This is a genomic window from Micromonospora sp. HUAS YX12, from assembly GCF_040215685.1.
GTDB classification, from domain to species: domain Bacteria; phylum Actinomycetota; class Actinomycetes; order Mycobacteriales; family Micromonosporaceae; genus Micromonospora; species Micromonospora tulbaghiae.
Genome location: NZ_CP157974.1, coordinates 1,884,247 through 1,910,597, shown reverse-complemented (window position 1 = coordinate 1,910,597; position 26,351 = coordinate 1,884,247). Strand labels below are relative to the sequence as shown.

Here is a 26,351-nt window from a genome sequence, read left to right as displayed (position 1 = left end):
GTTGAACACAACAGAGTGCGCCCCCAAATCCATAGCAACGGATCTTAGGGAGGTTTACGACAGTACGACTCAGCCAGCCGCCCGCCGTCCCGCCACTAATGGTTGCATGTAGCTTCCACTGATCGATTACGACGAGTGGAAGCGGCTGCTCAAGCTCGCTGGCTTGCGGGACGGCCGACTACACGACGCTCGCCACACCGCCGCCACGGTGGTGCTGATCCTCGGCGTGGCCGAGCGAGCCGTGATGGGCATCATGGGCTGGTCCAATTCCGCGATGGCGGCCCGGTACCAACACCTCACTGCCTCGGTCCAGCGAGACATCGCGCAGCCCGTCGGCGGACTGCTCTGGGACACCCGCCGGAGAGGCCAAATCGGCCTCTTGAGCACAAACTGAGACCACAAGCGGAACGCCCGGCCGATCCTCGCGGATCGTCCGGGCGTTCTCGCTGTTCACGAGCGGTGGCGGCGGGATTTGAACCCGCGGAGGGCGTAAACCCTCACACGCTTTCGAGGCGTGCTCCTTAGGCCACTCGGACACGCCACCGCCGACGAGGGTACAGGACCGCCGGCTTGGACGCCGAACGGGTATCCCTCCACCCGGCCTGGCAGGATCTTTGCCATGAGTACGCACATCGGCGCTGAGCCGGGAGAGATCGCCGAGCGGGTCCTGATGCCGGGCGACCCGCTGCGGGCCAAGTGGATCGCGGAGACCTACCTGGAGGGGGCCCGCTGCTACACGACGGTGCGCGGCATGCTGGGCTTCACCGGGAAGTGGAACGGCGTTGACGTGTCCGTCCAGGGTTCCGGCATGGGCATGCCGTCCGCCTCGATCTACGCCCACGAGCTGGTCAACGAGTACGGCGTGAAGTCGCTGATCCGGGTCGGCTCCTGCGGCGCGCTGACCGAGGATCTGCAACTGCGGGACGTGGTGGCGGCCATCGGCTCGTCCACCGACTCGAACATGAACCGGATGCGCTTCGACGGGCTGATCGACTACGCCCCGGTGGCCGACTTCGGGCTGCTGCGTACCTCGGTCGAGGTGGCCGAGCGGCGCGGCATCAGCATGCGGGTGGGTCCGATCCTGGCGGCGGACGCCTTCTACACGGACCGGCCGGACCTGTACGACACGCTCGCCGACTACGGCGTGCTGGCGGTGGAGATGGAGTCGGCGGCGCTCTACACGATCGCGGCGCGTTTCAAGGCCCGCGCGCTGACGATCCTGACCGTCAGCGACCACATCAAGACCGGCGAGAAGACCACGTCGCAGGAGCGCGAGCAGACGTTCGGCCAGATGGTCGAGATCGCGCTGGACACCATCATCGCCTGACCTGACCGACCCGAGACCGCCCCGCCACCGCTGAAGTGGCGGGGCGGTTCGCGTTACCGGCGTCACAGAAAATAAATACGACCGGTCGTGCTTGTTTCCCCTACGCTGATCGCATGACCTCCGACGGCCGCGTCGCCCGCGGCGACCGCACCCGCACCGCGGTGCTGGACACCGCCGTGGCGCTGGCCACCGAGGTCGGCCTGCACGGTCTCTCCCTGGCCCAGCTCGCCGACCGGCTGGAGGTGAGCAAGTCCGGCCTGTTCGCGCACTGGCGCTCCAAGGAGGCGCTGCAACTCGCCACCGTCGACCGGGCCGTGGCGCAGTGGCAGGAGCGGATCGTCGCCCCCGCTCTGCACGCCCCACGGGGCGTACGCCGGCTGCGGGCGCTGCACGACGCCCGCATCGACTTCTACGCCGCCCGGGTGCTGCCCGGCGGCTGCTTCTTCGCCAACACCGAGTTCGAGTACAACGCCCGTCCCGGCCCGGTCCGGGACCGGCTCGCCGAGGCGTTCGGCAGGTGGACCGCGCTGCTGGAACGCCTCGTCCAGGAGGCGGTCGACCTCGGCGAGCTCCCCGCCGACCTGGACGTGCCGCTGCTCGCGTACGAGATCGACGCGCTGGGGATCAGCGCGGTGATGCGGTCCCGGCTGCTCGACCCGGACGCCACCTACCGGCACGCCCGCCAGGGCCTGCTGAACCGGCTGCGGGCGCTCTGCCCGGATCCGGCCCTGCTATCGGAAGGCCAGTCATGAGCCACGCCACCACCGACCGGCCGGTCGCCGAGTTCGGGCACGTCGAGCACGTGCCGGTGCACTTCGACGACCTCGACGCGATGGGCATCCTGCACAACGCCCGCTACGCGGTGCTGCTGGAACGCGCTTTGACGCCCTACTGGGCCGAGCGCGGTGTCGCCTTCCGGGGCGACGTGCACGCCGCTCCCGACGTGTTCCACGCGGTCCGCGAGTTCACCATCACCTACCAGGCCCCGGTCATCGGTGTCGGCACGGTGGCGGTGCACTTCTGGCTGGAACACTTCGGCACCAGCAGCGCTCGCTACGCCTTCGAGTTCCGCTCGACCGACGGGGCCACCGTGCACGCCACCGGCACCCGGTCGATCGTCCGGCTGGACCCGGCCACCCTGCGCCCGACCGCCTGGACCGAGGTCGGCCGCGCGATCGCCGCGACGCTGCTCCGCCCCGCGCCGGCCGGCGCCTGAGCCCGAAAAGCGCCTGAGACCAGAACTCCTCAGCGGAAGAAGGCGCGCAGCAGCGCCGCGCTCTCGCGTTCCAGCACGCCGCCGTACACCTCGGGGCGGTGCGTGACACGGCGGTCGCGCAGCACGTCCCAGAGCGACCCGACGGCGCCGGTCTTCGGTTCCCAGGCGCCGAACACCACTGTCGAGACGCGGGCCAGCGCGATCGCCCCGGCGCACATGGTGCACGGCTCCAGCGTCACCACGAGAGTGCAGTCGTCCAGCCGCCACCGGCCCAGCCGCTGCGCGGCCCGGCGCAACGCCAGCACCTCGGCGTGCGCGGTCGGGTCGCCGGTCAGCTCCCGCTCGTTGCGTCCGATCGCCAGTTCGGCGCCGTCGGGGCCGTAGAGCACCGCGCCGACCGGCACGTCGCCGGCGTCGGGGGTCGCCTCGTCCGGGCCGGTCACCGCGACCTCCAGGGCCCGGCGCATCCACAGCTCGTGCCGCTGCCGGCGGCCCACCGCGCCCGGGTCGGCCAGCGCCTCGTCCGCGCCGGGACCGACGCGCGCGGCCCGGCCGGGGGTGGGCTGCCCCGGGCGTACGGTCTCCAGCGCCGGATCGGTCGCGTCGGCCGGTTCGACGGCGCCGGGCGTCAGGGCCTCCCCGGGCTCAGACCTCACGCAGCTCCTCGACCTCGTCCGCGCAGCCGAGCACCTGGCAAATCTCGGCGGTCACGTCGGCCGGCATGGAGCCCTCGTGCGCGCAGAGCGCCAGCAGCTTCTGCGCCGGGATGCCCAGGTCGGCGAGGATGTCGGCGTCGCCGACCGGGTCGGCCTCCGGGTCCACCGCGGGCTGCTCGTTGTCGTCGTCGCCGCCGGAGGCGCGGGGCTCGTCGACGTCCTCCAGCCCGGTCACCGAGGTCTTCAGGTCACCGACGAGCAGCGCGCCCAGCCGGGACTCCTCCGCGTACGCCGAGTCCGAGCCGAAGACCCGCAGGTCCTCCCCCTCGTCCAGGCGCAGGATGACCAGGTACGTGTCGTCGGCCTCGACGAACAGCAGCGAGAGGTCGGCGTCCGGCTCGACGTCGCGCAGCCGGTCGGCCACCTCCTCGATGTCGGTGACGCCACGCAGGCTCACCTCACCGGCGGTCCAGCCGCCGTCGATGCGCGCCACGGCAGCAGCGAAGTACGACACGGTCCCCCCAAATTGGCCTCGGCAGCACGCCGACACGTCACGCGATGCACGTTAACCGGTCGGGTCGGCAGGCGAGCGGTCAACGCCCCGTATGGGCCGGCCGTTCCTTGAGAGAAAGCCGGTCAGCCGACGACGCGCCGGCGGGTGGCGATGAGTTGGCGCAGCCGCTCGGTGCGCGCCCGCTGCGGCCGCTGGCGCTGCTGTACCGCACGGGCACCGGCCAACTCGGCGAGGAGTTGCAGGCGACGGCGGCTCCGGTCGGGGTCGAGCCGCGGCGGTGTGGTCCAGGCCATACCGCGAGCGTGGACCGTCCTCAGGCGTACGTCAAGGTGGCCTTCGCTACGCAGCGAAACCGGCACCGAAGGTCACCAGAGCGGCCAGTCTCCGGTCTGCGCCCACCGGGTCGCGACGATCGCGGCGGCGATGCTCCAGCCACCCGCGGTGACGATCGCCACGCCCGTCGCCACTCCCCGGTCGCCGTGGCGGACCAGCACCGCGGCGGCCAGCCAGGCCAGGCCGCCGGCCAGCAGCGTCCACCAGGCGTAACCGGCCACGCCGCCGCCGACCAGCCCGAACAACAGCAACCAGGCGAACGCGACCAGCGCGCCGACCGCGACGCCGGCGCCGGTGACCGGGTACGGCTCGCGGTAGCTGGGCCGCATCGACGTGCTCGACGGGAACAGCCCCGAGGGCGTACGCGGCGGTGGCGGGAACGCCCCCGGACCGGTCCCCTCGGGTCCGCCGTGCCATCGCTGCGTCACCGCCGCCCCCTTTCCCGGACCGTCCGTCCCGCGTTCGGCATTCGTCCCTACGGTAGTGGTCTGTCAGGATGACCGGATGCGCTCGCCATCGATCGGACGCCGCACGCTGCCGGCGTACCCGGTCCTGCTGCTCGTCGCGGCGCTCGCCGCCGGGTGCGGCTCCCCCACCGGGCGCGCCGACAGGTGGCAGGAACCGAGCCCGATCGCGTCGGCCGCGCAGCCCGCCGACCCGGCGAGCCCGGCACCGCCGACCGTCTCCCCGCCGTCGCCGGCGCGCACCGACGTGAAGCGGGTCTTCCCGGTCCGGGCCGGCAACGTCGACTACCACCCGACGCACGGCGGCTACCCGGGCACCGACCTGTTCGCCGACTGCGGGGAACCGGTGGTGGCGGTCACCGACGGCGTGGTGCTGGAGGTGAGCCGCGTCGACCGGTTCGACAAGCGCGGGCCGCTGGGCCCGGACAACGGCGGGCTCTCCGTCTCGCTGCTCGGCGACGACGGGGTGCGCTACTACGGCTCGCACCTGAGCGCGATCACCGCCGGCGTCGACGCCGGGGTACGGGTGCGCGCCGGGCAGCAGCTCGGCAAGGTGGGCCGCACCGGCAACGCCAACAACGTCTGCCATCTGCATTTCGGCCTCTCCCCGAAGTGCACCGGCGCCGACGACTGGTGGATCCGCCGGGGCGTGGTCTGGCCGGCGCCCTACCTGAACTCCTGGCGCAAGGGCGGCAACCGCTCGCCGGTCGCCGAGGTCACCGCATGGCAGCGCAAGCACGGCTGCCCGGCCGCGCCCGGCCGGTCCACGCGCGGCGGCTGACCGACTCGCGCTGCGGGGACACGCGGCGGACGGCGGATGCGCGTAGGTTCGGAGGACATGAGTACCCGGGATCCCATCGCCGACCTGCGCCGGATCGCGTTCCTGCTGGAACGGGCGAACGAGGCCACCTACCGGGTCCGGGCGTTCCGGTCGGCGGCGAAGACGCTCGGCGCGCTGCCCGCCGCCGAGGTGGCCGAGCGGGCCCGCACCGGCAAGCTGACCGAGCTGTCCGGCGTCGGTGACGTCACCGCCCGCTGCGTGGCCGAGTCGCTGGCCGGCGAGGAACCGGTCTACCTGCGCCGGCTGCTGGCGACCGAGGGCACCGACCTGGACGAGGCGGCGGCGAAGCTGCGGGACGCGCTGCGCGGCGACTGCCACACCCACTCGGACTGGTCCGACGGCGGCTCACCGATCGAGGAGATGGCGCTGGCGGCGGTCGAGCTGGGTCACGAGTACCTGGTGCTCACCGACCACTCGCCGCGGCTCACTGTGGCCCGGGGTCTGACCGCGGAGCGGCTGCGCAAGCAGCTCGACCACGTCGCCGCCGTCAACGAGGCGCTGCCGAAGGGCTTCCGCCTCCTCACCGGCATCGAGGTCGACATCCTCGCCGACGGCTCGCTCGACCAGGACGAGAACCTGCTGGCCCGCCTGGACGTGGTGGTCGGCTCGGTGCACAGCGGCCTCAACGACGACCGGGCGAAGATGACCCGCCGGATGCTGACCGCGATCGCGAACCCGCACCTCGACATCCTCGGTCACTGCACCGGCCGGATGGTCTCCTCCCGGCCCGCCGGGGTGACCGGGCCCGGCGACCGGGGGCACCGGGCGCGTACCCGTAAGGAGAGCGAGTTCGACGCGGACGCCGTCTTCGCCGCCTGCGCCGAGCACGACGTGGCGGTCGAGATCAACTCCCGGCCGGAGCGGCAGGACCCGCCGAAGCGGCTGATCCGCCTCGCGCTGGAGGCCGGGTGCCGGTTCGCGATCGACACCGACGCGCACGCGCCGGGCCAGCTCGACTGGCAGCGCTTCGGCTGCGAGCGGGCCGCGCTGTGCGGCGTACCGGCGAAGCGGGTGGTGAACACCTGGACCGCCGACCGGCTGGTGAAGTGGACGGCCGGCCGCGGCTGACGGGTCAGCCCCGCGTGGCCGGCTCGGCCATACGGGCGGTGGGCGCCACCGGCTCCGGGCGTGGCCGGCGCCGCCCGAACAGGCCCTGGGCGACCGCCACGCCGACGAGCACCACGAACGCGCCCACCGGCTGGTGCCAGTTCATCCGCTCGCCGAGCACCACCGCGCCGACGAGCACCGCGAACACCGGGATCAGGTACGTCACCGTGGACGCCGTGCTCGCCCCGGCCAGCCGGATGTTGCGCATGTTGATCACGAAGGCGAGCCCGGTGCCGAGCGCGCCGAGCGCCAGCACGCTCGCCGCCACGCGCGGGGAGAGACCGATCGGCGACGGCGGCGTACCGACGAACGGCGCGACGAGCGCGAGCTGCGCGGTCGCCACCAGCAGCTGGGCCGCCGACAGCGACAGGCCGGAGTACGCGCTGCCCGCGACGAACTTCTTCTGGTACGGGATGGCCAGCCCGTAGCAGGCCGCCGCGCCGAAGCACATGAGCTGGCCGACGAAGTGGGCGCCGCCCACGCCCTCCCAGACGCCGAGCACCACGAGCACGCCGGCGAAGCCCAGCCCCAGCCCGACGGCACGCCGGACGGTCAGCCGCTCGGTGCGGAACACCAGCACCGCCAGCGGCAGCACGATCAGCGGCGTGGTGGCGTTCCAGATGCCGGCGAGCATCGACTCGACCCGCTGCTCGCCGTAGCCGAACAGCGTGAACGGCACCGCGACGCCGAACGCGGCCACCACGAGCATGTGCGCCCACACCCGGGGGTCGCGGGGCAGCCGGTCACGCAGCACTGCGAGCACCACGAGCAGCGTCAGCGCGCCGGTGGCGACCCGGTAGAGGGTGAGGTGCACGGGGTGCAGCTCGGTCACGCCGACCTTGATGAACAGGAAGCTGGAACCCCAGATGGCGGCGAGCGCGACGAACCCGGGCAGCCAGCTGCGCACCGGCGCGCGGTCAGGAGTGATCTCGATGGTCACCCCTGACACTCTGCCGCAGAGGTACGACGAAGTCGCGCGGTATTCCGGATGCGGCGTCACGTAGGGTCGCCTCGTGGGACGAATCGATGACCTCGCCAACCGGTACGTGGCCGAGTGGGCCCCGCTGAGCCCGACCGGCGCCACCTACGTCGGCATCGCCGGCTACGACGACCAGCTCGACGACCTGTCGCCCGAGGGTTACGCGGCCCGCGCCGAACTGGCCCGTCGCACGCTCGGCGAACTCGACGTGACCGAGCCGGAGACCGAGGCGGAGCGGACCGCCCAGGAGGCCATGCAGGAGCGCCTCGGCCTGGAGCTGGCCCGCTACGACTCGGGCGAGACCGGCAGCGAGGTCAACGTGATCGCGAGCGGGCTGCACGAGATCCGGATGGTCTTCGACCTCATGCCGACCGACGGCGAACAGGCCCGGGCGAACGTGGCCGCCCGGCTCAACCGCTTCGCGTCCGCGCTGGACGGCTACAAGCGCACGCTGCGCGAGGCCGCCGCCGCGGGACGGGTCAGCTCGCGGGTGCAGCTCGTCGAGGTCGCCAAGCAGTGCGACGTCTGGGTCGACCCGGAGGGCGACAACTTCTTCCACGGGCTGGTCGAGCGGATCGACGCCGACGGCGCGCTCGGCGCGGAGCTGCGCAAGGGCGCCGCCGCCGCGACCGCTGCCACCGCCGAGTTCGGGCAGTTCCTGCGCACCGAGCTGGCGCCGGTGGGGCGGGAGAAGCAGGCCGCCGGGCGGGAGCGCTACGAGCTGGCCTCGCAGTACTTCCTCGGCGCGAAGGTCGATCTGGACGAGACGTACGCCTGGGGTTTCGCGGAGCTGGCCCGGCTGGAGGCCGAGATGCGGGCGGTGGCCGCGCGGATCGCCGGGCGTGGCGCCTCGGTCGACGACGCGGTGCGCGTGCTCGACGCGGACCCGGCGCGGACGGTACGCGGCAAGGAGGCGTTCCGGGACTGGATGCAGGCGCTCGCCGACAAGGCGGTCACCGAGCTGAACGGCACCCACTTCGACATCCCCCAGCAGGTACGCCGGATCGAGTGCTGCCTCGCGCCGACGAGCGACGGCGCCATCTACTACACCGGCCCGAGCGAGGACTTCTCCCGGCCGGGACGGATGTGGTGGGCGGTGCCGCAGGGCATCACCGACTTCTCCACCTGGCGCGAGGTGACCACCGTCTACCACGAGGGCGTGCCGGGTCACCACCTCCAGGTCGCCCAGACCGCCGTCCGGGCCGACCTGCTCAACCGCTGGCAGCGGCTGCTGTGCTGGGTCTCCGGGCACGGCGAGGGCTGGGCGCTCTACTCGGAGCGGCTGATGGACGAGCTGGGCTACCTCGACGACCCGGGTGACCGGCTCGGCATGCTCGACGGGCAGGCGCTGCGCGCGGCCCGGGTCATCGTGGACATCGGCATGCACCTGGAGCTGGAGATCCCGAAGGACAACCCGTTCGGCTTCCACCCGGGCGAGCGGTGGACGCCGGAGCTGGGCTGGGAGTTCATGCGGGCGCACTGCCGCGTGCCGGACGAGAACCTGCGCTTCGAGCTGAACCGCTACCTGGGCTGGCCCGGGCAGGCGCCGTCGTACAAGGTGGGCGAGCGGATCTGGTTGCAGGCCCGGGAGGACGCGAAGGCCCGCAAGGGCGCCGGCTTCGACCTCAAGGAGTTCCACCGCCAGGCGCTCGACCTGGGTTCGCTGGGGCTGGACCCGCTGCGCAAGGCGCTGGCCCGGCTCTGAGCCGGTGCCGGGTGCCGGCGGTTGGTTACGCCGGCACCCGTCTGGTCAGGCGCCGAGCGAAAGCCGCAGCGTCGGCCGGCCGGTGAGCGTGTTGCTGGTGACGTACGCCAGGTCGATGACCGGGTCGGTGAACGTCACCGGGATGGGCAGCGTGACCGGCAGGCCGTCCGGGAAGGGCAGGTCAGGGGTCAGCGTCAGCTTGATGCCGGCGAGCTTGCCGACGAACCGGGTGCAGTAGAACGCGACGTCGTCGCGGACTGTGAGGCGGTCGGTCGCGTACCGCTGGGTGCGGCCGCGGGGACCGTCGGCGACCAGCAGGAAGTCGTCGGTCACCGCTTCCTTCATGCTGAACTTCAGCACCTTGAGCACGCCCTGCTCGGTCTGGAGGTCGGTGATCCCATCGAACCGCAGCCCGGTCATCGTCACCTTGGAGCCGGTGAGCTTCGACGGCTGCCGGCCCACCTTCGGCAGGCTCGGGTCGGCGGCGATACGCGGCAAGGGCTTGCCGGGTTCCACCTTGCCGGGCTCCGCCGGTTCCTCCTTGCCCGGCTTGCCCGGCGCCGGGCAGTCGGTCGAGCCGGGACGGGTCGTCGGCTTGCTCGTCGGGGCCGCCGACCCGTCCCGGCTCGCGGCCGGTGTGGGCGAGGGCGTCGCGCTCTCGCCGCTGCCGCCCTTGAACAGGTCGCCGATCCCGTCGAAGAAGTCGGTGATGATGTTGCCCTCCCGCGTCGGGCTCGCGCTCGGCGTCGGGGTGGGCGTCGCGGAGGGTGCGCTCGCGCCGGACGACGGCGTGGTGGGCTTCGACGGGCAGGCGCTCGCGGCGGGCTTGCTCGGGGCGGCCTGCACCGCCCTCGGCGCTACGGCGAGGCCGGCGGTGGCGAGGCCGAGCACCACGAGGACGATGCCGAACGCCTTCGGGTCCGCCGAACGGCCCGCCCACTCCGGTGGGCCGCCGTCGGATCCGGCCGGCTGCCCGTTCACCGGCTGCCGAGGGACCGGCCGCTCCCCGCCCGGCCGCTCGGCAGTCGGCTGCTCGACGGCCGGGCGCACGGTGGCCGGCACCTCGACGGTCGGCCGCTCGTCCGCGGGCCGCTCGTCCGCGGCGGTCTCGGGTTCGTCGTCCACCGTGGTGCCGGGCTCGTCGGTGTCACGCTCGGCCTCGGCCGCTTCCGGACCGGCGGGACCGGCCGGAGCGGCCGGCACCCAGGCGAACGCGAGCGCGCTGCCCACGATGCCGAGCAGCAGGCCGAGGAAGAAACCGCCGAGGTTGAGCCCGATCAGGGAGTAGACGGCGGTGATCGCCGCGACGATCGAGTAGAACAGCCGCTGCGCCGGACTGAGCCAGAGCAGCACCCCGCAGGTCACCAGGATGCCCGGGATCAGCAGGGCGAGCAGGCCGGTGGCTCCACTGCTGAAGCTCAGGCCGTTGAGGGTCAACCGGGTGGAGGCGAGCATCTCCACCCCGGCCAGGATGATGAACAGGCCGCCCCAGAACGGCCGGCTCCGCTGCCAGTGGCGGAAGGTCCGCCATGCCCGGGCCGCGGTGCCGAGCCGGGCGTGGGACGGTTCGACGGTTGTCACGTACTCCTCCTGGCGGAGCGGGGACGGGGACGGTGGGGCTGGCCCGCGGTGGTCGGCCACCGCGGGCCGCGCTCAGCTCAGAAGCACTCCTTGCCCTTGGCGTCGTCGCCCACGTTGACCTTGAGCCGGAGCCCGACCAGGTTGAACGTCGAGGAAGTGGTGTAGCGGGACACCTGCTTCAGGTCACGGATGGTCACCCGGTCGGAGTTCTGGCCGAACGAGCCCCGCTGCGCCGTCGGGTTGAGGTCGCTGGCGTCACGGCCGATCTGGATGTTGGTGAAGGTCGCGTTGCCCTCGAGCGAGTCCATCGCGATCACGAGATCCTTGGCCCGGGCGGGCTCCTTGCCCTCACCGGCGTTGATGGTGAGCACCACCGGCAGGCCGGGCAGGTCGGCGCGGACGGACTGGCAGAGCTTGTACAGCTCGGCGCTGCTGATCTCGGCCATCGCGACCGGGCGCGTCGTGCCGGCCTTGCCGTCCTCGCCCTTCTCGCGGACGATGCCGCCGTACTGCTTGAAGCCCTCGCCCTCCAGGCGGTCGGCGCCGATCTTGAACGTCTGCCCGGACACGGTGATGTCGGAGGCGATGGCGCCGGTCGACATGCCGAACAGGATGGCACCGGCGGCGGCCGTGGTGGGCACGATCATGGCGGCGAACCGCAGCCACCGGGTACGACCCTGGTTGTCGAGCCGATTCTGCACGGGTTCCTCCTCGAACGAATGTGCGCGGCGGCCGGTGGCGAACCGGCGGCCGGCGCCGGGCCCGTCCTCTGTTACCGACGGGTAACGATCGAGCCTGATCGTGCACCCGATGCGGCGCAGCTCACAACCCCCTGCTTACCCGGCGGTAACACCAGGGTGAGACGGGGAGGTGACCGGCCGTCACGAAATCCCTGCCCAGGCGGGATGCAGAGGGCGAAATGTCGCGCCAAACCGGGCATAGATGATGGTGAGCGCGACGGAAAGTCACCGGATATCTCGCCGTTACAATCGAGTAACGAATGTAAAGTAGGCTCGCCCGCATGGGAGATCTCGACGACGGAGGGGTGGACCGCGGCGCGGCCCACCCCTCCGTCGTGCTTCCGGCGTACCGGTCAGCGGCGCTCCACCTCACCGGTGCCCGAACGCTGGGCCGGCACCGACGGATCGTCGGACCGCCAGTTCGTCGACGCCGGCGGGATCTCGTCGTCGAGCGGGCCGCCCACGGGCTCCTGGTCGACGCGGGTGGACGTCGGGTCGGACGTCGGCTCGTCCGCCCGGTGCCGGGCGCTGCTGTCACCCTTGGGCCGGGTCACCAGCCACACGCCCGCGATCAGGGCGATCAGGCCGAGCACACCGGCGATGATCGGGCCCCAGACACTGATCAGGCCGATCTTGAAACGGTTGTCCTTCACCGTCTCGACGCTGCGGCTGATCGTGTCGTCGTTGTAGTTGAAGTCCGCGTCCAGCAGCACGGTCGGGGCGCCGGTGTCCGGGCGCAGCTCCTTGTACTGCTGCTCACGGACCTTGACGTAGGCGCCGGTCACCGGGTCGACCCAGAGCGTACGGGTGTTGCTGTAGACGACCTGGCCGCTGGTCGCGCCGGGTGCGAACCTGCCCAGCAGCGTCTTGACGCTGTCCTCGGGCGTGTTCAGCGGCTCGTTCTCGATCCGCTGCTCGAAGCGGTACGTCTCGACGCCCTTGATCTTCTCGGTGCCGGTGAACCGCGCCGGGATCGCCTTCTTCAGGTCGCGGTCGAACACCTGGTAGTCACGCTTGCCGGTGCCGAACGGGAACTTGTAGATCTGGCCGGAGTAACGCACGTTGCCGACCGGGGTCTGCTTCGCGCCCGACTCGTTGAGCCACTGCTCGTCCCACGGCGCGGCCGCGCCGGAGATCCGGTACAGCGCCAGCTCGGTGCTGTACTGGCTGATCACATCCTGGTTGTCGCCGCGCTTGACCGTCTGGAAGACGTTCCAGATGACCGCGTCGCCCTTCAGCTCCTTGGGCAAGCGGTCCTTCGTGTCCTCCGGCTGCGGGATGACCTCGACGCTGGACACGAGGTCGGCCTGCGGTACGTCGATGCTCACCGAGCCGTCGCCGGCGGTGATCTTCAGGAACTTCGCGCCCTTCGCCTCGGCGACGGACGTCGTTGGTTCCAGGTCATAGGGCAGCTTGGTCACGGCGGGGGCCACGTAGAACGGCAGCCCGGCCGCGAAGACCAGCAACAAGACACCTAGCCCGAAGAGCGCGGCGCCCACGCGAAGCTTCACTCATCCTCCTGTAACCTGCCGCCCTACGGTCTGTCGTCCGGGGCACCCGATCCTTAGCATTGGCGGGAGGTTACTCCCCAGTCACCTGCAAAAGCGACCCCCTGGATGTCCAGATGTCCACAGCCACCACGCCAACAATCCCGGAGCCATCGGTTACGGGCCGTCTTCCCGCCCTCGACGCGCTGCGAGCGATCGGCGCGGTGGCGGTCGTCGGTCACCACGTCGGCTTCCAGACCGCCGTCACCATGAACACCCCGTGGGGCGGCTGGTTGGCGCGCCTGGACGTGGGCGTGGCGATCTTCTTCGTGCTGTCCGGCTTCCTGCTGTTCCGTCCATGGGCGCTCAGCATCGCGACCGGACGGCCGCGACCCCGCGCCAAGCGGTACTTCTGGCGCCGCGCGCTGCGGATCCTGCCCGCGTACTGGCTGGCGGTGGTGGTCTGTTTCGTCGTCCTGCCCGGCAACCACCCGGTGTCGGCAGGTGACTGGCTGCGCCACCTCACGCTCACCCAGATCTACGGCCCGGGCCAGCTCCGGCACGGGCTCAGCCAGACCTGGAGCCTCGCCACCGAGGTCGTCTTCTACCTGCTCCTGCCGCTGCTCGCCGTGCTCGCCGTGGGCCGGACGTGGCGTCCCGTCCGCACCGTGCTGCTCGCCTCCTCCGGGGCGCTGCTCACCCTCGCGTGGGTCGCCATGATGGGCGCCGGCTGGCTCGACGGCGCGCTGCACACGATGTGGTTCCCCTCGTACGGCGCCTGGTTCGGCGGCGGCATGGCGCTGGCCGCGGCGCACGTGGCCCTGCGTACCGGCACCGCGCCGGCCGCCTTCCGCGTGCTCGACGACCTCGCCTCGGCGCCGCTCGCCTGCTGGGCGGCGGCGGTCGCGGTGATGGCGATCGCGACGACGCCGATCGCCGGCCCGCGCGACCTGACCAGCCCGACCGCTGTCGAGTTCGGCACCAAGCTGGCGCTCTACCTCCTGATCGCCGCCCTGATCACGATCCCGGTGGCGTTCGGCGGGCAGACCCGGGCGAAGGAGATCTTCAGCAGCGGGTGGGCGCGGTGGATGGGCCACGTGTCGTACGGCCTGTTCCTCTGGCACCCGCTGGTCATCGAGCTGATCTACCTGCTCGACGACCGGCCGCTGTTCACCGGCGGGTTCGTCAACATCTTCGCCCTGACCATGGTCTTCGGCCTGGCGTACGCCGCGGTCAGCTACTACGGCGTCGAGCGCCCCCTCCAGACGCTCGGCACGCAGCGCCGCCGGCCGGCCGGCCGCGGTCCGGCGTCCGGGACACCGGCCGTCCCCGCCACCACGCCGGACGTCGCGGCGCCGGCCTAGCTGTCACGTACCGCTCACCTTCGGTCACCCGGCCCCGACCGGCGGCCCGACGCCGCCGGTCGGGGCATTGCCCGGGCGCAGGCCCAGCCCTTAATGTGACGCGCACCGCAAATTACTTGAGAGTAGGGTTCGCGTGGAGCGTCGCTTCGGCATGCCCGGACACGTGCTGTTCCTCAACTGGCGAGACACTCGCAACCCCGAGGGCGGCGGTTCCGAGGTGTACGTGGAACGGATCGCCGCCGAGCTGGTGGCGCGCGGGTTCCGCGCCACCCTGTTCTGCGCCGCGCACCGCGAGGCCCCTGCCGACGAGGTCAACGACGAGGGCATCCGGTTCGTCCGGCGCGGCGGCCGGCACACCGTCTACCTGTGGGCCGCGCTCTGCTACCTGGCCGGGGCGTTCGGCCTCGGCCCGCTCGCCGCGCGCCGGGGCGGCCGGCCGGACATCCTCGTCGACGTCTGCAACGGCCTGCCGTTCCTCTCCCCGCTCTGGGCCCGGCGCCCGGTGGTCAAGCTGATCCACCACGTGCACCGCGAGCAGTGGCCGGTGGTCCTGCCGCAGTGGGCCGCCCGGTTCGGCTGGTGGGTCGAGTCGTCGCTGGCGGTACGCGTCTACCGGCGGTGCCGGTACGTCACCGTGTCCGAGGCGACCCGGCGCGAACTCGCCACCCTCGGCGTACCGCCGGCGCAGGTCTCGGTGGTCTACAACGGCACGCCGGAGCTGCCCCGTACCGACGCCGAGCGCGCCCCGTTCCCGCTGCTCGTGACGCTGAACCGCCTCGTGCCGCACAAGCGGGTGGAGGTGGCGCTGCGCGCGGTCGCGGCGCTCGCCGACGAGCTGCCCCAGCTCCGGCTGGTGGTCGCCGGGCAGGGCTGGTGGGAGTCGCACCTACGCGAGGTCGCCGACGAGCTGGACATCACCGACCGGGTGGACTTCCGGGGCTTCGTGACGGAGGAGGAGAAGGCCGCGCTGCTCGCCTCGGCCTGGGTCGCCCTGACGCCGTCGCTCAAGGAGGGCTGGGGGCTGACGATCGTGGAGGCCGGCGCGGCGGGTACGCCGACCGTGGCGTTCCGGGAGGCGGGCGGCGTCGCGGAGGCGGTGGTCGACGGGCGTACCGGCCTGCTGGCCGACGACATCGACGACTACCTGGCGAAGGTGCGCGCGCTGCTGCACGACGACGAGATGCGTCAGGAGATGGGCGCTCAGGCCCGGCGGCACGCGGCGAACTTCACCTGGCCGGTGGCGGGGGAACGCTTCGCGACACTGCTGGAGACTGCGGATTCGCCCCGCCCGGTCCAGCGGCGGGGCGACCCGTCCTACCTGTTGCCGTAGACCTCGGGGGCGTACGGATCCTGCTTCCCGGCCCGCTTGGCCGCCTCCGTGGCGTTACGCGCCTCGGTCGCGGCCTCCTCGGCCGTGGCGGTCGCGGCGGCCGCGAGCCCGCCGAGGGCCAGGATCCCCAGCAACGCCGCCACCAGGCCGGACACGACAAGGGTCAAAGCTCTACGCATGCCATTCCTCCGATGGTGAGACGTGCGAGCGGACGTTACCACGCAGTAGCTCGCCGGCGTAGGGTCGAAAAGGCGGCAGCCATGACCGCCAGAACGGCAGTTCCGCACGCGAGCACGACCAGCCAGCGACCGGCTCCGGCCCGAGGCGGCGAGCCCGAGGCGGCCGGGTTCCGGTAGAGGCTCAGCGACTCACCCTCGTACCGGAGGTCGAGACCGGCCAGGACGTCCGGGTCCACTGTGCTCGGCGTACCGTGCTGCACCACCACCCAGCGCACGCCGGTGGCCGAGACCGGCCGGCCCTCGGCGAGCACCCGGCGCACCTCGCGCAGGCGCGGATTCTCCCCGGTCACCGCGACGTCGTCGACCACCAGCGTGTCGTCGGTGAGCACGGTTCCCGGCAGATAGCGGGGTGCCGGGTCCAGCACCACCCGGCCCGGGTTCCACGGATAGGCCCGGTAGGTGGTCAGCGGCAGGGCGAGGATCTCACCGGGGTCGCCGGGCAGGCGCTCGGCGACCGCCCGCCAGTCCGCCGGGTAGCGCACCGGGCTGATCCGGCCGGCCCCGCCGAACGCCAGGTCCGGCATCGCGGCCACCGGCAGGAGCAGCAGCCCGGCCAGCACGATCCCGCCCACCTCGCGGTCGATCCGGGCCACCAGCCGTTCGGCGCCGAGCGCCGCGCACACCACCAGCACGAGGGCGTACGGCGCGAGGAACTTCTGCCCGTCGCGGAGCAGTCCCGCCCCCGGGACGTGCGCCACCGCCCAGCTCAGCGCCGAATTCCCGCCGGGCAGCACGGCGAGGGCGGCCAGCAGGTACGCGCCGCCGGCCAGCACGCCCAGCCGTACCGCCGCGCCCGCCGGCAGCCGGCGCCGCAGCAGGCCGGCGCCGGCCACGGCCAGGACCACGACCACCACCGTCGCCAGCGGGGCCAGCGTGGCGGACCGGCTGGCCGGGGTGGCCTGCGCGTTCCAGATGCCGCCGGTGCCCGCCAGCGCCACCAGCGGGCCGGCCCAGTTCTCGGCGCGCGCCGCGAACGCCGCCACGCCGGCCGGGTCGGACGTGCCGCCCGCGCCGGTGACCAGGGCCGCCACGATCCACGGGGCGTTGAGCAGCGCGACACCGCCCACCGCGACCGCGGACAGCCGGAGCCGGGCCCGGTCCGCCGCCAGCACCAGCACCGTCGCCAGCGCGATCAGGCCGCCGGTCGGGGTGATCGCGGCGGGCGCGGCGAGCAGCACCACCCGGGCGAGCGCGCCGTCGCGGCCCGCCCGCAGGTCCAGCGCCGCCCGCACCAGCCAGGGCAACGCGGCGTACGCCAGCAGCAGCCCCCACTGCCCGATCAGCAGCCGCTCGGCCAGGTACGGCGTCCACGCGTACGCCACCGCGGCGACCAGCCGCACCGCACGACGCTCGGTCGGCACCAGCCGTCCCGCGCCTGCGGCGGCGAACAGGACCGCCCCGGCCAGCGCCACCCGCTGCACCGCCCAGCCCGGCACGAGCTGGGTCACCAGCGAGACCAGCGCGTCCATCGGCACCGCCCGGGGCAGGCTCTGCGCCGGGGCCACCAGATCCCAGCTCAGCGGCTGCCGGGGCACGAACACCATGTCGTACCGCAGCGCGTAGCCCGGCGCCGCGAGCGGAGCCAGGACCAACACGGTGACGACGACCGCCACGACGTACAGCGGCAGCGTCTCCCGCCACCGCCGGACCTCGGGGCCGCCGGCCTCGGCGGGACGTCCGGTCATTACGGCTTCGGCACCGCCCGGCCGATGGTGACCAGGTTGGTGCACAACCGGACGCCCGGCGTGTCCACGGTCAGCTCGACGGCGGACCCGGCGCCCTCCAGCATGAAGAACACGTCGTTCAGCCCGCTCTTGAGCGTGAGTTCACGGGTGGCGTCGCCGAGCTTGAACACCGCCGTCGAGTCACCGGAGCTGACGTAGCCGAAGTGCACCACGTACGGCCACTCCACCAGATAGCCGTCCATCGGGATGCGGGCGGTCCGGCCGCCCTCGGCCAGGTGCCCGCAGCCCTCCACGGTGCCGGGCGCGACCTTGCGTCCCTCGACCACGACCGGGCGGATCCGGCCGTTCTCGTCGAACGTCGACGGCTTCTCGCTCATCGTCACGAACGTCGGCCGGCGCTCCGCCGGACGGAAGAAGTGGGACTGGAGGTTGTCCGGCCAGAAGTACCCGGCCACGACCCGGTCCGGGACGATCGTGTCGAAGAAGACGGTGCCCGGCGGCGCGGCGGCCAGTTCGGCCTGCGTCGTGGCCAGGTAGTCCCGCCCGTGCTTGGTGCTCCAGTTGTCCCCGAACCGCGCGGTGCTCCACAGCGTGCCCACGCCGATGGTGGCCAGCAGCACGACCATCGAGACCAGGCCGACGGCGAAGGCGCCCGGCTCCCGCAGCACAGTCGGCAGCGGCCACGCGGAGACGTCGTCCTCGTCGTTGTCCTTCATCCCGAGCAGCGCCACCCCGACGCAGATCGCGGCCACCAGCACCACGTCCGCGACGTACCGGGGGACGACGCCGACGAGCGGCCCGAGCGGTCCGCCGAGCCGGGTCACCGCGAACAGCGCCGCGACCAGGCCGAGGTAGCAGGCGAGCAGCAGCCAGGCCCGCCCGGCGGACGGCCGCCGCCGCACGGTGACCACGATCAGCGCCGCGAGCACCGCCCAGGACAGCCACTTCGCGATGTCGTACGGGTCGGACAGCGGCGGCCCGTCACCGGCGTACGTCCAGCGCCACGGCCCGCCGAGCAGGCCCGGCACCACCGTGTCGCCGATCAGGTCGCTGAGGAAGGAGAAGACCTGCCCGGGGGACGTGGCCTCGTCCAGCACCCGGGCCGGGCGGGTCAGGTAGTACGCCAGGTACGCCCCGGACAGCACGGTGAGCATCAGCCACGCCGGCCAGAACCGCACGACGGTGGTCACCAGGCTGCGCCACGCCCGGCCCTTGGTGAACAGGAACGCGGTCAGCAGGAACAGCAGCGGCACGATCAGCAGCGCCTTGGTGTCGAAGAGCAGGCCGAACACCAGCCAGCACGCGACCAGGACGAGGTGCCGCCTGCGGCCGGTGCGCGCGTACCGGACCTGGGCCGCCACCGCGAGGACCAGGGCGAGCTGCGGCGGCAGCACCAGCAGCCCGACCAGCCACAGCGACGACACCTCGAGCGTCAGCGGGCTGAACAGGAACAGGCTCAGCGGGACGAGCAGCCCCCAGCCGGGCCGGAGCAGGTCACGGAGCAGCCGGTAGAGGGCGATCCCCACCGCCGCCTGCCCGGCCGCCAGCAGCAGGATCCACGGCCAGCCGGCGAAACCGGCCACCCGGACCATCACCCAGGCGACCGCCAGCCCGGCCGGCATGAGGTGGTTGTTGAACGTGCCCAGGAGGTAGTCCGGGTCCAGCCGGGTGTCGAGCACCTGCGCGGCGATGACGAACTCGTCCTGCGAGAACCAGCCACGGGCGGCCAGCCCGGCGCGCGACACGACGGACACGATGATGAGGGCGATCGCGACCGCGCGGACGCGGTCTGCGCGTATCCAGCGACCGAGCGGTCCGGGTCCGTCGTCCTCCGCGCCGACGGCTGCCGGATGCGTCTCGGCCGCTGCTTGTGGCATTGACATGGTCGGCAGCCTGCCACACGCTTACACGCCGTGGGGACGGCCGTTCTCCTGATAACGCCCCGCAGCGCCCCCAGGTCGCCGCTGCGCGTCCGGTCCGGATAACGTCGCGCGACACGCGTCATGTTGCAGGTGCGCGTACGGCCGGCGAGACAGGAGCCGAAAATGCGTGCGGACGGGACGACAACGTCGCCGGCGGGCACGGACACCCCCGCCCGGGAGACCGGCCGTGCCCGGCAGACGGCGCGGCGGTTCCGGCACCTGACCATCTGCCTCGCGCTCACCGCCCTCGCCTTCCAGCAGGCCCCCGGGCAGGTCGTCCCGGACACCAAGGTCGACCTGAACGTCAATCCGGCCGGGTGGCTGCTGCGCTCGCTGCACCTGTGGGATCCCACCGGCACGTTCGGCCAGCTCCAGAACCAGGCGTACGGATATCTCTGGCCGATGGGCCCGTTCTTCCTGCTCGGGACGGAACTGGGCATCGCGCCGTGGGTCGTCCAGCGGTTGTGGTGGGCGCTGCTGTTCTGCGTCGCGTACCTCGGTGTGGTGCGGCTGGCGGGCCGGCTCGGCATCGGCAGCCCCGCCGGGCGGATGATCGCCGGGGTCGCGTTCGCGCTGTCCCCGCGCATCCTGACCCAGCTCGGCTGGTCGTCGGTGGAGTCCTGGCCCAGCGCCGTCGCGCCGTGGGTGCTCATCCCGCTCGTGGGACTCGCCCGGGGCGCCCGGCTGCGCCGCGCGGTCGCCGGGTCGGCGATCGCCGTCGCCTGCGCGGGCGGTGTCAACGCCACCGCCGTCGCCGCCGTGGTGCCGCTCGCCCTGCTCTGGCTCGCCACGCTCCGGCCCCTGCGCCGCCGCGTCACCGCCCTCGCGGCCTGGTGCGGCGCGGTCGCCCTGGCCACCGCGTGGTGGCTGATCCCGCTGCTGGTCCTCGGCCGGTACAGTCCGCCCTTCCTGGACTACATCGAGACCGCCCGCAACACCACGAGCGTCACCGACGCGGTGACGACGCTGCGCGGCACCTCCTACTGGGTCGCGTACCTGGCCTCCCCGTTCGGCGCGACCATCCCGGCCGGCGCGCGGCTGGCCAACGACACGCTGCTCGTGGTGGCCACCCTGGCGGTCGCCGCGCTCGGGGTGCTCGGCCTGTCCCGGCGGGGAATGCCGCACCGCAGATTCCTCATCACCGGCCTGCTGCTCGGCGTCGCGCTCGTCGGGCTCGGGCACACCGGCGACCTGCCGAACATCCTCGCCGGGCCGCAGCAGCAGTTCCTCGACGGCGTCGGCGCCCCGCTGCGCAACGTGCACAAGTTCGACGTGCTGCTCCGCCTGCCGCTGGCGCTCGGCCTGGCGCACCTGGTCAGCCTCGCCGTACGCGCCGCCCGGACCGCGCCCGAGCAGCGTCGCGGCCGCGCCACCGCCCGGGCCTGGCTCACCGCCGGCACGGCCATGGTCGCGGTCGCGGGCGTCGCCTCACCGGCGCTCGCCGGTGGCCTCGCCACCCCGGGGGCGGTGAAGGACGTGCCCGGCTACTGGCACGAGGCCACCGACTGGCTGGACGCGAACACCGGACGCGGACGCGTGCTCGTCGTCCCCGGCGCGCGCTTCCCCGCGTACGACTGGGGCAGCACGACCGACGAGATCGCGCAGCCGCTGCTGGACAGCCGGTGGGCGGTCCGCAACGCGATCCCGTTCACCCCGCCCACCACGATCCGGCTGCTGGACGCGATCGAGTCGACGCTCGCCACCGGCGCCGGGTCGACCGGCCTGGCCGACCTGCTCGCCCGCTCCGGGATCAGCCACGTCCTGTTCCGCGCCGACCTCGACCACGGCCGCTCGGACACCGCCCGCCCGGCGGTCGTCCGGCAGGCGCTGGAACGCTCACCCGGGCTGACCCGCGTCGTGTCCTTCGGCCCGGTACGCGGCGGCTCCGACTCCCCGGACGAGTTCCGCGACCAGGGCCTGGACGTGCCCGGACGGGCACTCGAGGTGTACCGGGTGGACCGGGCCGTCCAGCCGGTGGTCGCGTACGACCGCGACGACGTGACCACTGTCGTCGGCGGTCCCGAGTCGCTGCTCGACCTGGCCGCCTCGGGCCAGCTGAGTGCCGCGCCCACGGTCCTGGCCGGCGACGCGAAGGCCGGCGGGAGCACCGGGCCGGTCGTGATGACCGACGGGCTGCGCCGACGAGACGTCTCGTTCGGCCGGCTGCGCGACAACTCCTCCCAGACGCTCACCGCCGACGACACCTTCGCGGTGTCCGCGCCCGCGCACGACTACCTGCCCGACTGGGGACCGGAGTGGTCGACTGTCGCCCGCTTCGAGGGCATCAGCGCGATCCGCGCCTCGACCGCCCGCTCCCAGATCGACGCCACCGGCGGCGCCCGGCCGGAATACCAGCCGTACGCGGCGATGGACGGCAACACCGCCACGTCCTGGCGCTCGGCGCCGCACTCGCGCAGCGACAGGCAGTGGATCGAGGTGAGCCTGGCGAACCCGACCCGGGTCACCCGGGTGGAGGTGTGGTTCGACCTGAAGGCCGACGCCCTGCCCACCACAGTCACAGTGACCGCCGGGTACGAGAGCCGCACCGTCGAGCAGTTCGGTGACCACATGGTCTTCGAGCTGCCCGGCGTCCACGCCACCCGCAAGGTCGAGGTGTCCGTCGACGCCGCGTTCGACCTGCGCCCGTTCGGCGACAAGTCGGTGGGCATCACCGAGATCAGGATTCCCGGAGTCGAGACCGGCCGGACGCTCCAGTTGCCCGCCGCCCCCGCCACCGACCGGCCGGCCGGCGTCGTCGTGTCGGCGGCGCCGTCCACGCCCGCCTGCTTCACCGTCGACGGCCGCCCGCGCTGCTCCACCGACGCGATCCGCGGCTCGGAGGACGCCACCACCATCGACCGCACGTTCACGCTGCCGGTGGCCGGGACGTACGACGCGAAGCTGTGGGCGCGGCCGACCCCCGGCCCGGAGCTGAACGCCGCTCTGGACAAGCTGGTCGCCGACGCCCAGCCGTTGCGCCTCGCGCCGCAGGTCACCGCGTCCTCGACGGCAGTACCCGACCCGGCCGGCCGGCCCGGCGCGGTCCTCGACGGCGACCCGGCCACGAGCTGGTCACCGGCGTTGAACGACGAGGCGCCGATCCTGCGACTCACCTGGCTCGAACCGCAGGTCATCAGCCGGATCCGCTTCACCGTCGAGGACGGGACCGCGGCCACCCGGGTCGGCAGCGTACGGGTGGTCGGCGACGACGGGTTCCGCAGCAACCTGCTCACCAACGACGGCGTGCTCAGGCTCGACCCGCCGATGCGGACCGACTCGATCACCATCCAGTTCCTCGACAAGCCGTCCGCCACCAGCACCGACCCGTACGGTCTGCGGCTGCCCGAGAAGCTGCCCATCGCGGTCGGCGAGCTGACGGTGCTGCCCCTCGGGACCACAGTCGCACCCCGTCCGGAGACCCCGCTGAAGCTGGCCTGCGGCTCGGGCCCGACGCTTCAGGTGGGGGCGTCCCGGATCACCACCACGCTCACCGGCACGGTGCGCGACCTGCTGGAAATGCGCGAGATGCCGGTGACCGTCTGCGGCCGGAACACGCCCCGGCAGCTCGACCTGGGCAGCGGCGAGCACCGCGTCGTCACCACGGCGAGCACGCTCGCGACCGCGACCCGGGTCGCGCTGGCGCCGCGGAACGCCACGCCCGCCGCGGCGGCCACCGCCAGCGACATCGAGGTGGGTTCCTGGTCGGCCACCGAGCGGCGGGTACGGGTGTCCGAGCACCCCGTCGACCGGGTGCTCGCGGTACGGGAGAACACCAACACCGGCTGGCAGGCGACCATCGGCGGGAAGACGCTCACCCCGCTCGTGGTGGACGGCTGGCAGCAGGGCTGGATCCTTCCCGCCGGTGTCTCCGGGGACGTGGTGCTGCGCTTCACGCCCGACACCCCGTACCGGATGGGCCTGCTGCTCGGCGGCGTCCTGCTGGCGGCGGTGGTCCTGCTCGCGGTGCTGCCCGATCGCCGGCCGGCCGGGGATCGCGCGGTCGTTGTCGTGCCGGCGGCGCGGCGCCGGCTCACCCGCTCCCTGCCGCTGCTCGCAGTCGGCGCCGCCGCGCTCGTGCTGCACAGCGGCCTGCTCGGCGCCCTGCTGGTCGCGGCGGGCTTCATGCTCGCCGTACCCGGGCCGCGCCGCCTGCCCTGGACCGGCGACCCCCGGCGGGTCAGGAGGATCGCCCGGGCCGCCGAGACGTGGCTTCCCGGCGCGCTCGTGGCGCTGGCCGGATGGGTCTACCTGGAATCGGCCGACCAGCACACCGTCGCGCTGCCGCAACTCCTGACGGTCGCCGCCCTGGGCGCGCTCTGGCTCTCCACGACCGCCCGCCGACGGCCCGTACGCCGGATCAGGCCGGCCTCGGCGGCGGCCCCGGCCGTGCCGGCCCCCCGGGCGCCGAAGCCGGCCGGGCAGCCGACGCCCGTCCCCGCCCTCGCCGGGGCCGCCGCCGCTCCCGCCGCCCACATCGACCCGGGCGCGGATCCTGATCCAGCGCCGGACCTCGACGCCGAGCCGGAGCCGGACCGGGATGCGGATCCGGACGGTCCTGCCGAGCCCGACTCGGACGGGCGGCCGGGGCCGGACGGCGGCCCGGTGTCCCGCGTCTCGGAGATCACGTGAGCGAGGGCCGGCCGGAGGCGGCGGACGGCCGGAGGACCGGGCTGGGGGCGGCGGGCGTCGCCGTCACGCTCGCCGGTGTCCTGGTCAACGGCCTGGCCTACCTGGTGCCGGTGCTCGCCGCCCGGAAGCTCGACGCGGACGACCTCGGTGCGCTCGCCACCGCCCTCGGCCTGGTGGCCATCGCCGGTGTGCCGGGGCTCGGCCTGCAACTGGCAGTCGCCGTGCACCACGCCCGGCACGGCCCGTCCGACACCCGGCGGCTCACCGTACTGACCGCCGCCCTGTGCGCGGGGGTGCTGCTGGTGGCGACGCCGGTGCTGGTCGCCGCACTGGACCTGCCGGCGGTGGTACCGGCGCTGCTGGCGGTCACCACGGCCTCGGTGGTGCTCTCGTCGCGCTCGCTCGGCGAGTTGCAGGGCGGCCAGCGCTTCCTGCGGCTCGCCACCGCGATGGCGCTGCTGGCCGCCGCCCGCTACGGCGGGGTGATCGTGGGGCTGCTGCTCGGCGCGGGCCTGACCGGCTCGCTCGCGATCGGGGCGCTCACCGCCGCGGCGGCGCCCCCGGCACTGGCCTGGCTCACCGGTACGCCCCGGCGTCCCTCGGCCGCCCCGCGCCTGACCGTCGCCCAGGTGACCGCCGGATGCGGCGCGACGCTGGCGATGCTCGTCGTCTCCTACGCCGACCTGCTCCTGGCCCGGCAACTGCTGCCACCGTCGGGCTCCGGGGCGTACTCGGTGGGGACGGTCCTGACCAAGGGCGCGCTCTGGGCACCGCAGGTCGCCGCCGTCCTGGCCCTGCCGCGCCTGGCTCGCGGGGACCGCCGCAGCCGCACCGTCGCGCTCGCGGTGACGGGTGCCTGCGGTCTGGTCCTGGTGGGCGCGTCGGCCGTCGCCGGCGGGCTGGCCTTCCGGCTCGTCGGCGGACCCGACTACACAGCGCTCGGCCGGTACGCGCCGCTGTTCGCCGCCGTCGGCGCGCTCTACGCGGTGACGTTCGTGCTGCTCAACGATCGTCTCGCCGGGGGCGTCAGATGGGCCGCGGCACCGCTGTGGCTGGGCACCGCGACGCTGGTGACGGTCGCCGCGACCGTGCGCCCGCGTACCGTCGGCGGTCTGGTCGTCGCGGCTCTCGCCACGGCCGCCGTCACGACACTGCTGATGGCCGTGCCGGGCCGTCGGCGGCCAGCCAGTCACTCAGCAGCAGGTGATCGATCGAGTCCACCCGGCCCAGCGGCCGACCGGACGCGATCCGCTCCCGCAGCTCCGCCCGGGTGAACCAGCGCGCCTCCAGCAGCTCCACGCCGTCGACGCGGACCTGCTCGGAGGTGGCGACGGCCCGGAAACCCACCATCAGGCCGGCGGGGAACGGCCACGCCTGCGACCCCTGGTAGGTCACGTCGGTGACGGTCACCCCCGCCTCCTCCGCCAGCTCCCGGCGGACCGCGTCCTCCAGGCTCTCACCGACCTCGACGAAGCCGGCGAGCGTCGAATAGGCCCCCTCGGCCGCGCCCGCGTGCCGGGCCAGCAGGCAGCGTCCCGGCGCGCCGGGCGCCTCGACGAGCACGATGACGGCCGGCTCGATCCGGGGGAACAGCAGCCGCCCGCACTCCGCGCCGGCGCAGGTCCGGACGTGCCCGCCACCCCCGGCCACCGCCGCCGCGCCACACGCGCCGCAGTATCGCTGCTGCCGGTGCCACAGCAGCAACCCCCGGGCGTACGCCTGCACGGCCGCCCCGGCCGGGTCGAGCCGGCCGGCCAGCGCCCGCAGGTCGACAGCCCGCGTCGCGGCGGCCGCCTCCACGGCGGCCCGCTCGCCGAGCGCGGAGAGGTCGACGGCGAACACCGCGTCGTCGCCGTCGACTCCGAGGAAGACGGTCTCGCCCGCGGCGGCCCGGACGGCCGACGCACGCTCCCCGGTGAGCCGGACCGGCCCGTCCCCGTCGATGAGGCAGCGGTCCCGCCACAGCGGCAGCACCACGCTCGCCGGATCGGTCAGCCGCTCGGCCAGCCAGTCCGCGTCCGCGCGCCGCGCCGCGGCCCGGTCCAGCCGTCCGCCGCCGTACGCCGGCACCCGATCCTGTGTCCGCACCAGCTCACCGTGCCACGATCCCCACCGCGGCACGGCCCCGAAACGGGTGATCGGTGCGACACCGGCGGTCAACCGAAACGACCGCCGGACCGGACACTCCCGGCGGGCCCGAGCGTTGGTTACCGTAGGTGTCTCCCGCGGGGG

The 26,351-nt window shown here is 73.4% G+C and carries 21 protein-coding genes, 1 tRNA gene and 2 pseudogenes; 11 read left to right on the top strand and 13 right to left on the bottom strand.

Annotation, left to right across the window (positions count from 1 at the left end; all coding sequences use genetic code 11):
- Window positions 1–124: 124 nt before the first annotated feature.
- Window positions 125–394 (top strand): annotated as a pseudogene (locus ABIH81_RS09425) (tyrosine-type recombinase/integrase); the annotation flags it as partial.
- Between the two features lie 63 nt (window positions 395–457).
- Here the strand turns inward: ABIH81_RS09425 and ABIH81_RS09420 are convergent.
- Window positions 458–544, bottom strand: a tRNA-Ser gene (locus ABIH81_RS09420).
- Window positions 545–619: 75 nt separating this feature from the next.
- Here ABIH81_RS09420 and deoD point away from each other — a divergent pair.
- From deoD to ABIH81_RS09405, 3 genes are all read left to right on the top strand, one after another.
- Window positions 620–1,327 carry a purine-nucleoside phosphorylase gene (deoD, locus tag ABIH81_RS09415; RefSeq protein ID WP_043327826.1) on the top strand — a complete coding sequence of 236 codons (708 nt, stop codon included), beginning with the start codon at window positions 620–622 and terminating at the stop codon, window positions 1,325–1,327.
- Window positions 1,328–1,440: 113 nt separating this feature from the next.
- A complete protein-coding gene (locus ABIH81_RS09410) occupies window positions 1,441–2,079 on the top strand; it encodes a TetR/AcrR family transcriptional regulator (RefSeq protein WP_349879926.1) in 639 nt (212 codons plus the stop codon).
- Window positions 2,076–2,543 carry a thioesterase family protein gene (locus ABIH81_RS09405; RefSeq protein ID WP_349879925.1) on the top strand — a complete coding sequence of 156 codons (468 nt, stop codon included), beginning with the start codon at window positions 2,076–2,078 and terminating at the stop codon, window positions 2,541–2,543. The genes ABIH81_RS09410 and ABIH81_RS09405 overlap by 4 nt, the downstream gene beginning before the upstream one ends.
- A gap of 29 nt (window positions 2,544–2,572) precedes the next feature.
- Here the strand turns inward: ABIH81_RS09405 and ABIH81_RS09400 are convergent, their stop codons facing one another.
- The 4 genes from ABIH81_RS09400 to ABIH81_RS09385 form a co-directional block, all read right to left on the bottom strand.
- Window positions 2,573–3,010, bottom strand: coding sequence for a nucleoside deaminase (locus ABIH81_RS09400; RefSeq protein WP_193599503.1), 438 nt, complete (start codon window positions 3,008–3,010; stop codon window positions 2,573–2,575).
- 178 nt (window positions 3,011–3,188) lie between these two features.
- Window positions 3,189–3,713, bottom strand: coding sequence for a tRNA adenosine deaminase-associated protein (locus ABIH81_RS09395; protein WP_349879924.1), 525 nt, complete (start codon window positions 3,711–3,713; stop codon window positions 3,189–3,191).
- A gap of 122 nt (window positions 3,714–3,835) precedes the next feature.
- Window positions 3,836–4,006 (bottom strand): hypothetical protein, encoded by a 171-nt coding sequence (locus ABIH81_RS09390; RefSeq protein WP_018786529.1) that lies wholly within the window; start codon window positions 4,004–4,006, stop codon window positions 3,836–3,838.
- Window positions 4,007–4,078: 72 nt separating this feature from the next.
- Window positions 4,079–4,375: a hypothetical protein gene (locus tag ABIH81_RS09385; protein ID WP_252448434.1), complete on the bottom strand. Its 297-nt coding sequence runs from the start codon at window positions 4,373–4,375 to the stop codon at window positions 4,079–4,081.
- A gap of 175 nt (window positions 4,376–4,550) precedes the next feature.
- On the opposite strand from ABIH81_RS09385, the gene ABIH81_RS09380 reads away from it, so the two are divergent.
- Both ABIH81_RS09380 and ABIH81_RS09375 read left to right on the top strand, forming a co-directional pair.
- Window positions 4,551–5,291: a M23 family metallopeptidase gene (locus ABIH81_RS09380; RefSeq protein WP_349879923.1), complete on the top strand. Its 741-nt coding sequence runs from the start codon at window positions 4,551–4,553 to the stop codon at window positions 5,289–5,291.
- 57 nt (window positions 5,292–5,348) lie between these two features.
- A complete protein-coding gene (locus ABIH81_RS09375; protein ID WP_349879922.1) occupies window positions 5,349–6,419 on the top strand; it encodes a PHP domain-containing protein in 1,071 nt (356 codons plus the stop codon).
- Window positions 6,420–6,423: 4 nt separating this feature from the next.
- Here the strand turns inward: ABIH81_RS09375 and ABIH81_RS09370 are convergent, their stop codons facing one another.
- Window positions 6,424–7,398 (bottom strand): DMT family transporter, encoded by a 975-nt coding sequence (locus ABIH81_RS09370; RefSeq protein WP_349879921.1) that lies wholly within the window; start codon window positions 7,396–7,398, stop codon window positions 6,424–6,426.
- A gap of 73 nt (window positions 7,399–7,471) precedes the next feature.
- Here ABIH81_RS09370 and ABIH81_RS09365 point away from each other — a divergent pair, with 73 nt between their 5' ends.
- Entirely contained in the window at window positions 7,472–9,142 is a 1,671-nt protein-coding gene (locus tag ABIH81_RS09365; protein ID WP_349879920.1) for a DUF885 domain-containing protein, read from the top strand.
- Window positions 9,143–9,187: 45 nt separating this feature from the next.
- Here the strand turns inward: ABIH81_RS09365 and ABIH81_RS09360 are convergent, their stop codons facing one another.
- The 3 genes from ABIH81_RS09360 to ABIH81_RS09350 form a co-directional block, all read right to left on the bottom strand.
- A complete protein-coding gene (locus tag ABIH81_RS09360) occupies window positions 9,188–10,723 on the bottom strand; it encodes a DUF6114 domain-containing protein (protein ID WP_349879919.1) in 1,536 nt (511 codons plus the stop codon).
- 77 nt (window positions 10,724–10,800) lie between these two features.
- Window positions 10,801–11,424 (bottom strand): DUF6230 family protein, encoded by a 624-nt coding sequence (locus tag ABIH81_RS09355; protein WP_349879918.1) that lies wholly within the window; start codon window positions 11,422–11,424, stop codon window positions 10,801–10,803.
- A gap of 392 nt (window positions 11,425–11,816) precedes the next feature.
- Window positions 11,817–12,974 carry a DUF3068 domain-containing protein gene (locus ABIH81_RS09350; protein ID WP_349879917.1) on the bottom strand — a complete coding sequence of 386 codons (1,158 nt, stop codon included), beginning with the start codon at window positions 12,972–12,974 and terminating at the stop codon, window positions 11,817–11,819.
- Window positions 12,975–13,087: 113 nt separating this feature from the next.
- Here ABIH81_RS09350 and ABIH81_RS09345 point away from each other — a divergent pair, with 113 nt between their 5' ends.
- Both ABIH81_RS09345 and ABIH81_RS09340 read left to right on the top strand, forming a co-directional pair.
- Window positions 13,088–14,314, top strand: coding sequence for an acyltransferase (locus ABIH81_RS09345; protein WP_349879916.1), 1,227 nt, complete (start codon window positions 13,088–13,090; stop codon window positions 14,312–14,314).
- 151 nt (window positions 14,315–14,465) lie between these two features.
- Window positions 14,466–15,644, top strand: coding sequence for a glycosyltransferase family 4 protein (locus tag ABIH81_RS09340; RefSeq protein ID WP_349881051.1), 1,179 nt, complete (start codon window positions 14,466–14,468; stop codon window positions 15,642–15,644).
- On the opposite strand, the gene ABIH81_RS09335 is transcribed toward ABIH81_RS09340, so the two are convergent.
- Genes ABIH81_RS09335 through ABIH81_RS09325 form a run of 3 tightly spaced genes read right to left on the bottom strand, consistent with a single transcriptional unit; the run spans window position 15,629 to window position 19,451 of the window.
- Window positions 15,629–15,823, bottom strand: coding sequence for a hypothetical protein (locus tag ABIH81_RS09335; protein ID WP_349879915.1), 195 nt, complete (start codon window positions 15,821–15,823; stop codon window positions 15,629–15,631). The two genes, ABIH81_RS09340 and ABIH81_RS09335, sit on opposite strands and share 16 nt — an antisense overlap.
- Window positions 15,824–15,858: 35 nt before the next feature.
- Complete coding sequence (locus ABIH81_RS09330) at window positions 15,859–17,568, bottom strand: hypothetical protein (RefSeq protein ID WP_349879914.1); 1,710 nt, start codon at window positions 17,566–17,568, stop codon at window positions 15,859–15,861.
- Window positions 17,568–19,451, bottom strand: coding sequence for a hypothetical protein (locus tag ABIH81_RS09325; RefSeq protein WP_349879913.1), 1,884 nt, complete (start codon window positions 19,449–19,451; stop codon window positions 17,568–17,570). The genes ABIH81_RS09330 and ABIH81_RS09325 overlap by 1 nt, the downstream gene beginning before the upstream one ends.
- Before the next feature lie 162 nt (window positions 19,452–19,613).
- Here ABIH81_RS09325 and ABIH81_RS09320 point away from each other — a divergent pair, with 162 nt between their 5' ends.
- Window positions 19,614–24,119, top strand: a complete 4,506-nt coding sequence (locus ABIH81_RS09320) for an alpha-(1->3)-arabinofuranosyltransferase family protein (RefSeq protein ID WP_349879912.1) — start codon at window positions 19,614–19,616, stop codon at window positions 24,117–24,119.
- Window positions 24,116–25,393: a polysaccharide biosynthesis protein gene (locus ABIH81_RS09315; RefSeq protein WP_349879911.1), complete on the top strand. Its 1,278-nt coding sequence runs from the start codon at window positions 24,116–24,118 to the stop codon at window positions 25,391–25,393. The genes ABIH81_RS09320 and ABIH81_RS09315 overlap by 4 nt, the downstream gene beginning before the upstream one ends.
- Here ABIH81_RS09315 and nudC read toward each other — a convergent pair.
- Window positions 25,293–26,207, bottom strand: a pseudogene (nudC, locus tag ABIH81_RS09310) (NAD(+) diphosphatase); the annotation flags it as partial. The gene ABIH81_RS09315 and the pseudogene nudC overlap by 101 nt on opposite strands.
- Between the last annotated feature and the right edge of the window lie 144 nt (window positions 26,208–26,351).